Source organism: Streptomyces fuscigenes, assembly GCF_021556455.1.
GTDB classification, from domain to species: domain Bacteria; phylum Actinomycetota; class Actinomycetes; order Streptomycetales; family Streptomycetaceae; genus Streptomyces; species Streptomyces fuscigenes.
The window spans coordinates 1-13,746 of the sequence record NZ_JAKGCV010000114.1 but is presented as its reverse complement, the minus strand read 5'-3'; the positions used below and the strand labels follow the sequence as shown (position 1 = coordinate 13,746).

Annotated in this window: 11 protein-coding genes, 1 tRNA gene and 2 pseudogenes; 10 read left to right on the top strand and 4 right to left on the bottom strand. The window is 69.5% G+C overall.

The window, feature by feature from the left end; translation table 11 throughout:
• Positions 1-205 precede the first annotated feature (205 nt).
• On the top strand, positions 206-1,057 hold the full coding sequence (locus L1885_RS12385) for a TrmH family RNA methyltransferase (protein ID WP_235797121.1): 852 nt from the start codon (positions 206-208) through the stop codon (positions 1,055-1,057).
• A 148-nt stretch (positions 1,058-1,205) separates the two neighbouring features.
• On the opposite strand, the gene L1885_RS12380 is transcribed toward L1885_RS12385, so the two are convergent.
• Complete coding sequence (locus L1885_RS12380; RefSeq protein WP_235797120.1) at positions 1,206-2,147, bottom strand: aldo/keto reductase; 942 nt, start codon at positions 2,145-2,147, stop codon at positions 1,206-1,208.
• Positions 2,148-2,302: 155 nt separating this feature from the next.
• Here L1885_RS12380 and L1885_RS12375 point away from each other — a divergent pair, with 155 nt between their 5' ends.
• The 3 genes from L1885_RS12375 (at position 2,303) to L1885_RS12365 (ending at position 4,916) form a co-directional block, all read left to right on the top strand.
• Complete coding sequence (locus L1885_RS12375) at positions 2,303-2,506, top strand: hypothetical protein (protein WP_235797119.1); 204 nt, start codon at positions 2,303-2,305, stop codon at positions 2,504-2,506.
• A gap of 613 nt (positions 2,507-3,119) precedes the next feature.
• Positions 3,120-4,007, top strand: coding sequence for a nucleotidyltransferase domain-containing protein (locus L1885_RS12370; RefSeq protein WP_235797118.1), 888 nt, complete (start codon positions 3,120-3,122; stop codon positions 4,005-4,007).
• Between the two features lie 6 nt (positions 4,008-4,013).
• A complete protein-coding gene (locus L1885_RS12365) occupies positions 4,014-4,916 on the top strand; it encodes an S-4TM family putative pore-forming effector (protein WP_235797122.1) in 903 nt (300 codons plus the stop codon).
• 115 nt (positions 4,917-5,031) lie between these two features.
• On the opposite strand, the pseudogene L1885_RS12360 reads toward L1885_RS12365, so the two are convergent.
• Positions 5,032-5,531: pseudogene (locus L1885_RS12360) on the bottom strand (YdcF family protein).
• Between the two features lie 2 nt (positions 5,532-5,533).
• Between L1885_RS12360 and L1885_RS12355 the strand changes: the two are divergent.
• Together L1885_RS12355 and L1885_RS12350 are read left to right on the top strand one after the other, a co-directional pair.
• Positions 5,534-5,983 (top strand): annotated as a pseudogene (locus L1885_RS12355) (tyrosine-type recombinase/integrase); the annotation flags it as partial.
• Positions 5,984-6,085: 102 nt separating this feature from the next.
• Positions 6,086-6,961 (top strand): hypothetical protein, encoded by an 876-nt coding sequence (locus L1885_RS12350; protein ID WP_235797117.1) that lies wholly within the window; start codon positions 6,086-6,088, stop codon positions 6,959-6,961.
• Between the two features lie 48 nt (positions 6,962-7,009).
• On the opposite strand, the gene L1885_RS12345 is transcribed toward L1885_RS12350, so the two are convergent.
• Positions 7,010-7,083 (bottom strand) — tRNA-Thr (locus L1885_RS12345).
• Positions 7,084-7,381: 298 nt separating this feature from the next.
• Between L1885_RS12345 and L1885_RS12340 the strand changes: the two genes are divergently transcribed.
• From L1885_RS12340 to L1885_RS12325, 4 genes are all read left to right on the top strand, one after another.
• Complete coding sequence (locus L1885_RS12340; RefSeq protein WP_308117313.1) at positions 7,382-8,038, top strand: PadR family transcriptional regulator; 657 nt, start codon at positions 7,382-7,384, stop codon at positions 8,036-8,038.
• Between the two features lie 560 nt (positions 8,039-8,598).
• Positions 8,599-9,723 (top strand): ABC transporter ATP-binding protein, encoded by a 1,125-nt coding sequence (locus L1885_RS12335; RefSeq protein ID WP_235797116.1) that lies wholly within the window; start codon positions 8,599-8,601, stop codon positions 9,721-9,723.
• Between the two features lie 554 nt (positions 9,724-10,277).
• Positions 10,278-10,697 carry a hypothetical protein gene (locus L1885_RS12330; protein WP_235797115.1) on the top strand — a complete coding sequence of 140 codons (420 nt, stop codon included), beginning with the start codon at positions 10,278-10,280 and terminating at the stop codon, positions 10,695-10,697.
• A gap of 308 nt (positions 10,698-11,005) precedes the next feature.
• Entirely contained in the window at positions 11,006-11,737 is a 732-nt protein-coding gene (locus L1885_RS12325) for a nucleotidyltransferase family protein (protein ID WP_235797114.1), read from the top strand.
• A 237-nt stretch (positions 11,738-11,974) separates the two neighbouring features.
• On the opposite strand, the gene L1885_RS12320 is transcribed toward L1885_RS12325, so the two are convergent.
• Positions 11,975-13,746: DoxX family protein (locus L1885_RS12320; protein WP_235797113.1), on the bottom strand; the 1,772-nt coding region annotated here is incomplete at its 5' end.

Below are 13,746 nucleotides of genomic sequence, written 5' to 3'. Positions count from 1 at the left end.
CCCGGCCCGTGGCGACGCCGGGGGACGCGCGCCGGCCTCCCGGAGGCCGGCGGGCCCTCCGCCCGGGCCGACGGGCGCCCCCCGGGCATCGCCGCGCCCTGGGACATCGCCGCTCCCCGGGCATCGCCGCTCCCCTGACGTCACCGCTCCCGCGTCATCGGCGCCCGCGGACACCGCCCGTCCCCGGGTGCGGAACAATTGCCCCATGAACGGCTCCCGCTCCTCCGCCAGGACCCACTCGGCCCCGGCCTCCGACTCCGCCGCCGCCCGTTCCCCCAAGGACACGTTCATCACGGTCTACGGGCGCATGCCGGTCCTGGAAGTGCTCCAGGACGACGGCCTGCGGGTGGACAAGCTGGTCGTGGCGGACAACGCACGCGGCGACAACCTCGACCGCATCCTCCGGCTCGCCTCCCGCCGGGGCGTGCCGATCAGGGAGGCGAGCGCGCACCGGGTGAAGGTGCTCGCCGGGAACGGCAAGCACGACCAGGGCATCATCGCGGACGTCGTCGCGCCGCGGATGGCGCCACTGGCCGAGTTCCTGGAGCGGCCCGCCCGGGAACGAGCGGGGCAGGGCCGGGGAATCCTGGTGCTGGACGGCGTGAACAACCCGTCCAACGTCGGCATGATCCTGCGTACCGCCACCGCGGCGGGCGTGACCGGCGTGGTCCTGCCGCGCGTCGGCTCCCCGAGCGTCGACCCGCTGGTGATCAAGGCATCGGCCGGGGTCGCCTTCCACGCGCCGATCCTGCGCTGCCGCACGGCGGCCGAGGGCCTGGAGGCGCTGTCGGACGCGGGCTACCGGATCTACGGCCTGTCGGGCGAGGCCGAGGAGTCCCTCTACACCGAGCGCCACCCCGACGACGTGGCGTTCGTGCTCGGCAACGAGACCGAGGGCATCTCCGAGGCGGCGAGCCGCTGGATCGACGGCTGGGTGCGCATCCCCATGTCGGGCGGCGTCGAGTCGCTGAACGTCTCCAGCGCGGCGGCGGTCCTCTGCTTCGACCTGGTCCGCCGGGCCGAGGAGGGGGACTCCCGGCGCGCGAGGCGGCGTTGAGGTAGGGCGGCCACTCCGCAGCGACCGTTCCGCGACCGGCCCCGCCCCGCGGCGGCGCGTCCCGTGGCGGCCCGCTCCGGAACCGGCGCGTCGCGTGGCGGCGCGAACTGGCCCGGTGGGGCGAGCCGGGCCGTGCCGTGCACGGACCTCAGCCCGCGGATCCGTCGCCCGCCCGCGCCCCGGCGGCGTCCAGCGCGGCGAGCGTCGCCCCGTCCAGCGCGACCGCTCCCGCCGCCACGTTGGCCGCCAGGTGCTCGGCGTTCGCGGTGCCGGGGATGAGCAGGACGTTCGGCGCGCGGTGCAGCAGCCAGGCCAGGCCGACCTGGGACGGCGTGCACCCGAGGGCCTGGGCCGCGGCGATCACGGCGGGCTCGTCGGTCACCTTCGGCATCGCGGGGAACGCGCTGCCGAGCGGGAAGTACGGCACCCAGGCGATGCCCTCGGCGACGCACAGCTCCAGCAGTTCCTCGTCGTCGCGGGAGACGAGGCTGTAGGAGTTCTGGACGCAGGCGATGCCGGCCGGGACGCCCCGGCGCAGGACGTCCGCGGTCACGCTGCTGAGCCCGATCGCCCCGATCTTGCCCTCGTCCCTCAGCGCCACCATGGTCGCCAGCTGGTCGTCGAGGTCCACCACCTGGTCGCCCTCGGCCCGCAGTCCGGGTCCCCGGTCCGCCCGGCGCAGATTGACCAGCGGGATCCGGTCGACCCCGAGGCTCGCCAGGTTGTCCTCGACACTCGCCCGCAGCTCGTGCGGCTTCTGCGCGAGACGCAACCGGACGGGCCCCGGCACGGGTGTCGCGCCGACCTTGCTCACGACCAGGACCTCGTCCTCGGGCCGGAGGGCCTCGCGGATCAGCTCGTTGGCCAGGCCGTCGCCGTAGAACTGGGCCGTGTCGATGTGGTCGACGCCGAGTTCGACGGCGCGGCGCAGCAGCGCCACGCCGGCCGCCCGGTCGTCGCGTACCCGCTCCAACTGCATCGCCCCGTACCCGACACGCGAGACGGTGCGTCCCGCGAGCGTTCCCGCACCTCCGGGACGGGGGGTGCCGGCGGGGGTGGTCCCTGCGGAGGAGGTGCCCGTGAGCGTCATGGATGTCCCATCGTCGTCGAAGCGAAGAAAACGAGCGAAGAAAACGGAGAGTTCTCCAATCCGGCGAGCGTAGCACTGACGGAGAATTCTCCACTTCATCCGCCGCCACCGGCGGACCCGCCACTGACGGGGCGCATCGCGGGAAGGCTGCCAGCATGGACACCGCAAAGCTCGAACTCGCCGCCCAACGCCACCGCGAAGCCGAGGCCGCACTCGACGCGGCCCGCACCGACCTCCAGGCCGAGGCGGTCGCGGCGCTCCAACAGGACCCGCAGCCCGGCGCCCACGCCGAGATCAGCCGCATCACCGGCTGGAGCCGCACGTACGTCCGCCGCCTGGCAAGGCGCGCGGGCCGCTGAACCTCGGGGCGGCCACGGCGACGGGGCGGTCGGCCACGCCGGGGAGCCGTGGTGTGTTGGGCTGCTGTCTCGTGGGGGATCCCCGTCTTCCCCGGCTTCTTGCGAACCGTCCTGGTTCAAGCCCGCAACGGCTGGGACGTCTTGACCCGACTGCTGTGAGCGCGGCAGGAGGTACGTCGGGCCCTCAGCGGGAGGGCCGACGCACGCGGCGACCCGGAATGATGGACTCCACGTCCGGCCGCACTCGAACGGGCCTGCCCAGTACTGGATGGCCTTCGGTGCGGGGAAGGACCGCCCGATCGCCGAAACCGCGAAACGTGCCCTGCTCGACCGGCCCGATCAGCCCGGCAAGATCCAACAGAAAACCCCAGGCCAGAGAGTATCTGGCCTGGGGTTCGGGTGAGCCCCCTGTCGGATTCGAACCGACGACCTACGCATTACACGGGTCTACTGAGACCATAACTGAGCCCAACCGCCGTTCCACTCCAGCGATCTGACAGATCATGACGCGAGGCCCGAAGTGATCATGTCTAACAAGTCGGTTGTCGGTGGGGCGGGTTAGCCTGATTCGGTCACGGGGCGCGTAGCGCACCACAGGCCACAAGGGTGGATCATGACCGCACTCTACGAAGCAATCGACGCGTACCTGGCAGATCGCGCCCCTAAGGACTGGGAGAAGGCCGAGGTACGTCAATACCGCAAGCGGATCAACGAAATCCTAAACTCCGAGTTTAATCTGATGGCATTCTTCCAAAGTGGCTCTTTCCAGCACGGAACAGCAGTCATGCCCTACAGCGATGTCGACTACATGGCTCGCATATATTTTGAAGATAAACCGGCCTCCTCCAACACCATCCTGAACAAAATTCGCGACGTCATGAAAAGAGAGCTGTGGGAAGCGAACGAGGTGTTCGTAGCGCGACCAACAGTTACAGTCAAGTTCAACGGAATAATCTCCGCATACGAAATTACACCTGCGTTTCTGATCAGTGGAGAGACGGACGCCGACAGGGTCGTATCAATCCCCGCCCCTAATGGCGAGTGGCGCGAAGCGGCACCTCAGGCGCACAATAAGTTCGTAGCAGAAATGGATCGAAATCACTACGGTAGCGTTCGCGAAATAGCCAGGCTTCTCAAAGCTTGGAAGTATGAGCATGGCGTACCAATCTCATCCTTCTACCTGGAAATGCGTTGCGCCGAATACGGAAAGAACAATGACAGCGTTTGGGCGTTGAGCGCACTCCGCCATATTGCTGCAAAGATGATTGACAGCAACCTCGCCGCAATAAATGACCCAACGAAGCTCGTCTCCCGAATTACAGCATGTTCTAGCGAATCGAGCCGAACAATTGCTAAAGCTCGACTGCGTACGTTGAAGCAGAATCTCGACACTGCATATTTTGCCTGGCCCGCTGGCGATGAAAAGCGGTGGGAGATGAACAAGGCACTTCAGGAGATTTGGGGAACAGGTTTTCCTTACTCCGACGCCTATAGGGGGTGAGTGAACATGGCCACCGGAGAGACAGAGCCGATTTTCAGCGCCCAAAACACCGCCCGATCTCGGCGCCTTCTCGCTGCGCAGGCTCAGCTTTACACGGACGCGAAACGGGTCCACGACATCCGGATCATGACGGTGGTTTCGCTAGCTTTGCTAACTATCATCGTTGCGGTAGCCGTTCCCGACATGCGCGTGGTTGTTGGAGCAACAGGTGGGTCCATTGCGTTCCTCTGGTCGATCATCTCAAGCGACAGGGAAAAACGGAGACGTCGCGAAGCTTCATTCATCCAAGAGGAGTTCGACACTCAGGTCTTCGGACTTCCCTGGAACGACTTCGCCGCCGATCATCCGTCGCCAACGCTAATAACAGAGGCCGCGACCAGATACCGTGGAAATCGCACCAAAGATTGGTACCCTAATACCCGAAATGTCGATCGCCCTTTGGACGTCCTCATTTGCCAGCGCAGCAATCTCGGCTGGGGCGCGTCAATGCACCGATTCTACGCAGCTTGCTTGACAGGGGCATTGATCTTCTTGGTGGCTTCGGGCGTAACCGTCACACTGGTCGCCCACCTGTCAACGCCTCAGGCCTTGACGGCAGTGTGCGTGCCGCTTCTCGGACCAGCGCGCGAGATTATTGAAATGATCAGATCTAATCGCGAGAGTTCGGAAACCAAAGCCAAGGCTGAAGGCAGAGTCCTCTCGCTATGGAATCAGGGCGTCCGAGGCACGCTAACAGTAAGCATCGACGACTGCCGCTCCGTACAAGACAGAATTCTGAACATCAGGCAATCCAATGCCCACATACCGGATTGGCTCGATCAGCTCAGGCGCACAAAGAGTGAATCCCTAATGCAACAAAGTGCGGACTACTTGATCGACGAGGCAATCAGGTTCGGGAAGGTGACCTGATCAGGATTCACTCAAAGCCAGCGCCAAGCGCAGGGGCAAAATTGAGGTTCCTAATCTATGCCAAGACCCCGTCAGGTGAACCGACGGGGTCTTGGCGTTTCAATCTTCTTTTCCTTCAGGTCACCGCTTTGGTGGGCAACAATCTGCTCGTCATTCCCTGCTGGGAAAGCCGCCCGTATGCCAACACGACGTCATGGGGCACGTCCTGCGGCACGGCAAGACCCCATTCAGGGAAAACCAGAACCCTCTGCAGAGCACCCACGATCATGTCGATCACCATCGGAGCATCCCGACGGCGTCGGCGTACTCCTCCAGCCCCATGGGCGAAGACGCGCTCACGATGTCCACCGTCGGCCAGAACTTCCGCATCATGGCGTAGGAGCGTCGCTCTTCGTACGGCTTACTCACGAGCAGGACCGACGAAGCCTCGATTCCTGCACTTGCGAGCACCTCCTTGGTGAACTCGATGTTCTCGCCTGTGTTGGTCGCACGCGGCTCCACCAGGATGGCGTCATCGGGCACGCCGAGTTCCATCGCTCGCTCGCGATAATGGACAGCCTCGCCTCGGGGCATCCGTGCTCGCGTGGTGGGACTGGTCGAGCCAGTGAACTCGATCCTTCATCCCGTTCCTGAACGACCACAAGGCCCGACAGGAGGAGATGCAGGCCGCCGCTGGTGAGCTGTGGGAGGAACATCATGTTGTGTTCTCTCGGCCGGACGGCCGGCCGCTCGATCCCCGGCAGGACTACGAGGAGTTCAAGGAGCTGCTCGCCGAGGCCGGAATCGACGACCGCCGCCTGTACGACGGGAGCCGCCACACGGCCGGCACGATCCTGAACGAGTTGGGCGTCGACATGCCCACGATCATGGAGATCCTGCGGCACACCCAGATCAGCCAGACCCGCCGCTACGTAAAGGGCCGGTCCCACCTATCGAAGGACGCCATGCGGCGCATGGGCGAGTTCTTCGTCCCTGGCTCCCAGCTCACCCCCGACATCCCCGCGACCCTGGATGAGACCACCGACAGCAAAGCGGCGCGGTCCCGGAGGCGGCGTCGTATCCGCTGAAAGCAATGCCCCAGGACGAGATGGCCTTTCGGCCTGGGGCCAGTAGCAGCAGGCGGGTACAGGACTTCCCAGTCCATTGACTGACGGACATAATGTACCGCCGTGAAAGACTTCGTGATTCCTCTCGCAATCGCAGTCATCGGGCTTGCAGCGACTGGCTGGGGTGCACTCGTTGGGGCGCGAGCAGCCAGGTTCGGTGCAGAGAAGAACGCCGAGGGCGTTCGACGGCAGGTGCAGGATCAAGGTGCCGTCGAGCACGGTCACTGGATGCGGCAAGAGCGCATGACCGCGTATGAGAGCTTCCTTGCAGCCTGGGATGAGTGCCTGCGCATCACCCAGACGCCTGCCGAGGATTACGCTTCCGATTCAGCGGCGTTGGAAACCCTTCGAGTGGCCGCAGTCCGCATGGCTGAGCGAGCACGGCGCATCGCCATACTCGGCCCCTTGGATGTCACGCGTGCCGCTGAGTCTCTATCTAAGACAATGGAGCGAGACGTAAAGATCGTTGCTCGACTCACCACCGAGGTCCAAGAAGCGGTCGCTGACGTGGACGGACGTCCCATCGACAACAACGCCCTAGCCGAGGCGACAGCAGAGTTCCAGCGCCGGAATCGAGACCTCACAAACCTCGTGACGTCGTATCGGGCACAAGGGCGAGACCTGCGTGACTTGGATGGACACCCAGTGCTCCGTGCAGCGCTGGAGAGCATGCAGCAGTACCGTCAGGTCGCCAGCGCCGCTCGTGACGCACTTACAGAAAACTTTGAACGACTCTCAGCAGCATCGGAGCAAGCGTTCCCGGTGGGAGCAGAACTCATCTTGAGCCGGGAACAGCATGAGATCGACCGGCAGGCGTTCACACGTGCAGCCCGTACGGCGCTGAGCACGCCACCCCCGCTCTCGACGTCGACTGAGACCAGAACTGAGACCTCTGGCACCCGCAGCAGGCTCCCCCGGCGTCGCAATCGCACTCCCTGAACGACAAAACCCCAGGTCACGAGCCAAGTGACCTGGGGTTCCCAGTTGAGCCCCCTGTCGGATTCGAACCGACGACCTACGCATTACAAGTGCGTTGCTCTGGCCAGCTGAGCTAAGGAGGCGAATCGGACCGTTTTCACAGGATCCGAGGCGGTCCTACTGTACACAGCGGCGCGAAGCGCCAGCCACCGGCTTCCCGGCCCGGGAGGGGCTCAGGGGCTGATCGGGGGCCGTTCCCGGGGGCCGGCCGGCGCGGCGGACGCCTGCGGTCGTGTCGGGTTCCTCGTGCCGGGGCCGCGTGCCGTGCGGGGGCGGGAGCGTTCACGGGGTCCTGCGCGGGTGGCGGCGCTCGCGCGGTGTGCGCGGGCGGGCGGTCTCCGGCCGGGGTCGGGGGCCCTTCGGGCATGGCATCGTAGGCGCATGCTGTCCCTGAGCATCCTCGGGTTCCTCGCCGAACAGCCCCTCCACGCCTATGAACTTCGCAACCGGATCTCCGGACTGTCCGGCCACATCCGCCCCGTGAGCGACGGGGCCCTCTACCCCGCGCTGGACCGGCTGCGGCGCGCCGGGTTCGTGGTGCGCAACGAGGCGCCCGGCAGTGGTGCCGCGCGTCGGCAGGTGTTCACACTGACCGACGCGGGGACGCAGGAGTTCCTGCGCCGGCTCAGCGAGCCGACCCCCGTCGAGATCACCGACCGCGACTCCTTCATGATCCTGCTCGCGTTCCTGGGCCGGCTGGACGACCCTGCCGCTCAACTACGGGTACTGCGAAGGCGGTTGAGTTTCTACGACCGGCCAGCGAGCTACTTCTACGTCCAGGGCCGGCCCCTGCGGGCCGACGAGATGGCCGACCGCTTCCGGCGAGGCATGATCACTACCGCCGCCGCGGCCAAGCGTGCCGACGTGCAGTGGCTGCGCGCCGTGATCGCGGAGTTGGAGGCCGAGATCGCCGGGCGCGTCGAGCGGACCGACCGGGTCGGCCGCGTCGCCCGCCCGGACCGCACCGTCGCCGCGACCCCCTCCCCGCGGGCCGACCGGACCGACCGCGCCGACCGGGCACGCAAGCCGCCACGGTAGCCGGGCGCCTGCCGCGCCGACCGCACGCAAGCCGCGCTGCGGTGGCCCGCCCCCGCGGGCGGCTATCACCGGTCACTTCCCCGCCGGGCACCTCCCTGCCCCGTCCAGGGCGTCCCCCCGCCCTGGACAACACCGTCCCGCCCGGACCGCCATGCCCGCCCTTCCCCGCGTCCCCGCATGTCCACATGCCCGCATCCCGCCCTTCCCCGCGTCCCCACATCCCGCCCCTCCCCGTATCCCCCCGCGTCCAGGGGTTGAAGGCGGTGTGCGGGCGGTGTGCGGGCGGTGTGCGATCCGTTGAGCGACGGGCGGACGGCGGTGGGTGACGCCGGGCAGGTCGCGGGGGTCGTGCGCTGGGACGCGCCGTGCCGCCGGGCCCGCGGGCGGGCCGCGGGCGGGAAATTGCCTGGTCCCCGACTGCTGACAGATCGCAAAACGCCGGGTACCGTCACCCCCAGTTCACCCAGGTGAAACAGACCTCTCTTCCACTCGTCGGTGGGAGAGCCATTCCTTTACTCGGATCGTCCGGCACGTTCCTGCCGGTGAAGGGACATACCGCCATGGCTACTGTCACGTTCGACAAGGCGACCCGCATATACCCGGGTGGCACCAAGCCCGCCGTCGACCAGCTCGAGATAGACATCGCGGACGGCGAGTTCCTCGTCCTCGTCGGCCCCTCCGGCTGTGGCAAGTCCACCTCGCTGCGCATGCTCGCGGGCCTCGAGGACGTGAACGACGGCGCCATCCGCATCGGTGAGCGCGACGTCACGCACCTGCCGCCGAAGGACCGGGACATCGCCATGGTGTTCCAGAACTACGCGCTCTACCCGCACATGTCCGTCGCCGACAACATGGGCTTCGCCCTGAAGATCGCCGGCGTGAACAAGGCGGAGATCCGCAAGAAGGTCGAGGAGGCCGCGAAGATCCTCGACCTCTCGGAGTACCTGGACCGCAAGCCGAAGGCGCTCTCCGGCGGTCAGCGCCAGCGTGTCGCGATGGGCCGCGCCATCGTCCGCGAGCCGCAGGTCTTCCTCATGGACGAGCCGCTGTCGAACCTCGACGCCAAGCTCCGCGTCTCCACCCGTACGCAGATCGCGTCGCTGCAGCGCCGCCTCGGCATCACGACCGTGTACGTCACGCACGACCAGGTCGAGGCCATGACGATGGGCGACCGCGTCGCGGTCCTCAAGGACGGCCTGCTCCAGCAGGTGGACTCGCCGCGCAACATGTACGACCGCCCGGCGAACCTCTTCGTCGCCGGCTTCATCGGCTCGCCCGCGATGAACCTCATCGAGGTCCCCATCACGGACGGCGGCGTGAAGTTCGGCAACAGCGTCGTACCGGTCAACCGTGACGCGCTGAAGGCCGCCGCCGACAAGGGCGACAAGACGGTGACCGTGGGCGTCCGTCCCGAGCACTTCGACATCGGTGGCGGCGCCTCCGACGCGAAGACGCTGACGAAGGACGCGGCCCCCGGCCTGGAGGTCACGGTCAACGTGGTCGAGGAGACCGGCGCCGACGCCTTCATCTTCGGCACCATCGAGGTGAACGGCGAGCGCAAGGACCTGGTCATCCGCGGCAACAGCCGCGCGGTGCCGGAGAAGGGCGCGACCCTCAACGTCGTGCCGCGCGCGGGTGAGACCCACGTGTTCTCCACCTCGACGGGCGAGCGCCTCAGCGACTGACCCGTACGGCTGCGCGGGCCCCTTCGGCCCGCCCGCCGCGTGACGTGTGGCCCCCGTACTCCTTCGCGGTACGGGGGCCACACGCGTGTCCGGGGGCGCACGAAGCCCGGGCCCCCGCGCCCGGCGGCGAAGGCGTACCGGGCCGGGCCCGGACGACGTACGGGCGCCGGAGCGCCCGGTGCGGCCAGCAGCCGGGGCCCAGGCCCGCCACGGCGCCCGGACCTGCGGATTGCATGCTGTGCGGCGCGGCTACGGGCGCGGGCCGGCGGGGTGCGGCCGGCGCCCGTCCGTGCACGGGTTCGACCGGAGCGCGCGCCCGACCCGAAGGCGTGCGCGGTACGCGCGGCGGCGAGGCGGGCGGCACGGCGGAACGAGTCCGGCCGCGGGGGCGGCCGAGCAGGCCGGAAGGTCGCGGGCACCGGGTGACACGAGTCGACATATCGGCTTGCGCAACCAGGGCCCGTCAACACGGAATTCGAAAGAAACCTTCGAACCATCGCTCGCGCGGGTGACTAAATGTCGCCATATCACTACCGGCCGCTACGCTCGCCCTCGTGACTCACTCAGCACGGCGTATCGGCCGAACTCTCGCTTTCGTACTGCCCGTCGTCCTGGTGCTGTCCGGGACCCTCGCGGTGGCCCGCGTCCCCTGGGCGACCTCGCCCGAGACGCAGGCCCTGACGGCCTCCTCGGAGACCGCGTCGGCTCCTGCCAAGTCCCGCACGCCCCAGGATATTCTCCGCGACAAGCTCCTGGTGGAGCTTCAGGAGAAGGACCCGGGCATCGCCCTCACCCACCTCCAGCGCGAGGTCGAGGCACGCCCCTCCCTCGCCAGGCACTGCATGGCGATCGCGCGGGCCCTCGGCCGTGCGGCGGTCCAGCACTACGGGCCCACGCGCGCGCAGTCGTTCTCGCGCCCGGTGTGCGACACGTCCTTCGCGTACGGCGTCTCGCAGCAGGCCGCCAGCAGCTGAGCCGGGCCGGTCGGCGCCTTTGCCGACCGGCACCGCTCACGAACACCTCCCGCCCGGGCGTCCGCACGCTCGGGCCCGGCGCTCGGCTGCATGCGCCCGCCAGCCACGCCCCGGCCCGCGCCTTGCCCCAGGGCGCCCCGCCCGGCACGTGCCCGCGCCTTGCCCGGCACGTGCCCGCGCCCCGAACTGCCCGGCGCCTCGCTCCCCTGCCGTGCTTCCTCGCGCGCTTCCCGCCGTGCACGCGGTCACGCTCCCGCCCGCGCGGCCTCGGGGACGGCCGCCCCGCCGCCCCGCATAGGGTGCTCGCCATGCATACGTTTCCGACGCAGGCGGTCGTACTGGCGGGCGGCCAGGGGTCGCGGCTGCGCCCGTACACCGACGACCGTCCCAAGCCGATGGTCGAGATCCCCGGCACGGGCACGCCGATCATCGGCCACCAGCTGTCCTGGCTCGCCGCCGAGGGCGTCACGGACGCCGTCGTGTCCTGCGGGCACCTCGCCGAAGTCCTCCAGGACTGGCTGGAGTCGTCGGCGGCCGACCTGCCGCTGCGGGTCACCACCGTCGTCGAGTCGGAGCCCCTGGGGCGCGGTGGCGGCCTCAAGCACGCCGCGGCCCGGCTGCCCGCGCCCGACCAGCCCTGGTACGCGACGAACGGCGACATCTGGACGCGCTTCTCCCTGCGCGAGATGGCCGCCTTCCACGCCGAGCGCGACGCCGCGGCCACGCTCGCCCTCGCCCGCCCGCGGATCCCGTGGGGAGCCGTGGAGACCGACGAGTTCGGGCACGTCCTCGACTTCATCGAGGCGCCCCCGTCGCCCTATCTGATCAACGCCGGTGTGTACGTGTTCTCCTCCGAGTTCACGGCCCTGCTGCCGGACCGCGGCGACCACGAGCGCACGACCTTCCCCCGCCTGGCACGCGAACGGCGCCTGGCGGGCTTCCCGTTGCCGCAGGGCGCGTACTGGCGCGCCATCGACACCGCCAAGGACCTCACGCAGGCGGCGAAGGAACTCGCGGCAGGCACCACCCTGCCCGCCTGACCCGTCCGCGACCTCCGCCCGCCAGGCACCGAGCAAGGAGACCGGGCACGGGGCACCGAGCACGGGGACCGAGCAGCGGACCGAGCACGGGACACCAAGCACCGGACACCTGGCACCGACGTGCCCCGCGCGCACACGGCCGAGGGGCGCCGGGCCGGCCTCGCGGCCGTCCGGCGCCCCTCGCTGTGTCGCGTGCCGTCCGCGTGCGGCCCTTCCGGGTCCCTCGCGGCGCGGGCCTCAGCCGAGCAGCCCCCCGATGGGGCTGCCGCCGCCGGTGGACGAGCCGCTCGACGAGTCGCCGCTCTCGTCGCCGCCCGAGGACGTCTGGCCGCCGCTCGACGAGGAACCGGCGCTCGCCGAACCGCTGGTGGACGGAGCCACGTTCTGCCCGCCGACCGCCGGCGGCGCCTGCTGCCGGGTGGTGCCGGACGTGGCGCCGGTGCTGCTGCCGCCGCCGCTGGACAGGCCCTGCGTCGGGGTGCCGCCCTGCGTGGCGCCCGTGGCGGTGCCGCCACCGGTGCTGGTGGTGGCGTCCGGCGTACCGGGAGCGGTCCGCCCGCCCGCCGCCGGGCTGTGCGAACGGCCGGCGGACGGCTCCTCGCTGCGCGCGGCGCCCTTGCCGTGGTCTCCGGTGCCCGGCGTGCCGGAGGCCGTGGTGCGGCCTGCGGAGTCCTGCGGCAGCGGCTCGCCCGGGAGCTGGTTGACCGGGTCGTGGTTGGGGCCGGGCACGGTGACCACGCCCGACGAGCGGACCGCGCCGCCGAGCACCGAACCCACCAGCAGCGTCACGCCGATCACGACGCTCGCCACGACCGTGCCGCGCCGCAGCACGTATCGCCGCAGGTCCAGCAGGCTGGAGCGGGGCCCGAGCCGCCGCCAGGCGTCGCCCGCGAGCTTGCCGTCGACGGAGTAGACGGGCGCCCCGGCGATGATCAGCGGCGACCAGGCGGCCAGGTAGATGATGTCCGGCGCGTCGTACGCGGGGACGGTCTTCCAGCTGACCGTGACCAGGAGGGCCGCGGACAGCAGCGCGCCGAGCGAGGCGGCCACGCGCTGCCAGAGGCCGAGCGCGGTCAGCACGCCGGCGACGATCTGGAGGAACGCGACGCTCAGTCCCGCGCCCACCGGGTGGGAGAGCGCGAAGTCGCGCAGCGGCTCGGCCAGCGCCCACGGGTGCAGCGAGGTCAGCCACTTGACCATGGAGCCGCGCTCGCCGCCGTCGAAGTAGACGGGGTCGCACAGCTTGCCCATGCCGGCGTAGACGGAGATCAGGCCGAGGAAGACGCGCAGCGGGAGCAGGACCACGCCGAGGTTCATCCGGCGGCCGGGGAAGTACGCGTGGCGCACGGCCTGGTCGGCGCCGGCGCGTGCGCGGGGGCGCGAGCCGGTCTCGGTGAGCTCGTCCTCGTCGGGGGTCAGGTCGTACGCGCCGTCGCGGTCGTACGCCCCGTCGGGGTCGTAGGCACCGTCGCGGTCGTAGGCGTCGTCCTCGTCGAAGCCGCCGTCCCGGTCGTGGGCGCCGTCGCGGCCGTACGGGTCGTCGTCACGGAACCGGCCGCCGGGGGCGCCGGCCGGCGGCGCGTCGTACGCGCCCACCGCCTGCCGCATCGGCGGCAGCAGCGGCCCGTCCCCGGAGCGGCCGCGACCGCGACCGCCGACCGCGGGGCTCTGCACCGTGTTGTCGCCGTTGCCGCCGTTGCCGCCGTCGCTGCCGTTGCCGCCGTCGACCCCGACGCGCGGGATGACCTGCGTGGCACCCGCGTCGTACCCGCCGGGCTCGAACCCGCCGGTGTCGTAGCCCCCGGTGTCGTACGAACGGCTGTCGTAGCCGCCGTCGTACCCGCCGCCCACGACGGGCACCGCGGTCGTCGCGGTCGCGGCGGCCGTGCCGGAGTTGCGCACGGCCTGGAGCAGCCCGCTGGCCGCGGGATCGCCCGGCTGCGACTTGCCGCTCCACACGACCGGGGCCCGGCGCCGCCCCCCGGCGGGCGCCGCTCTGCCGCCGCGGG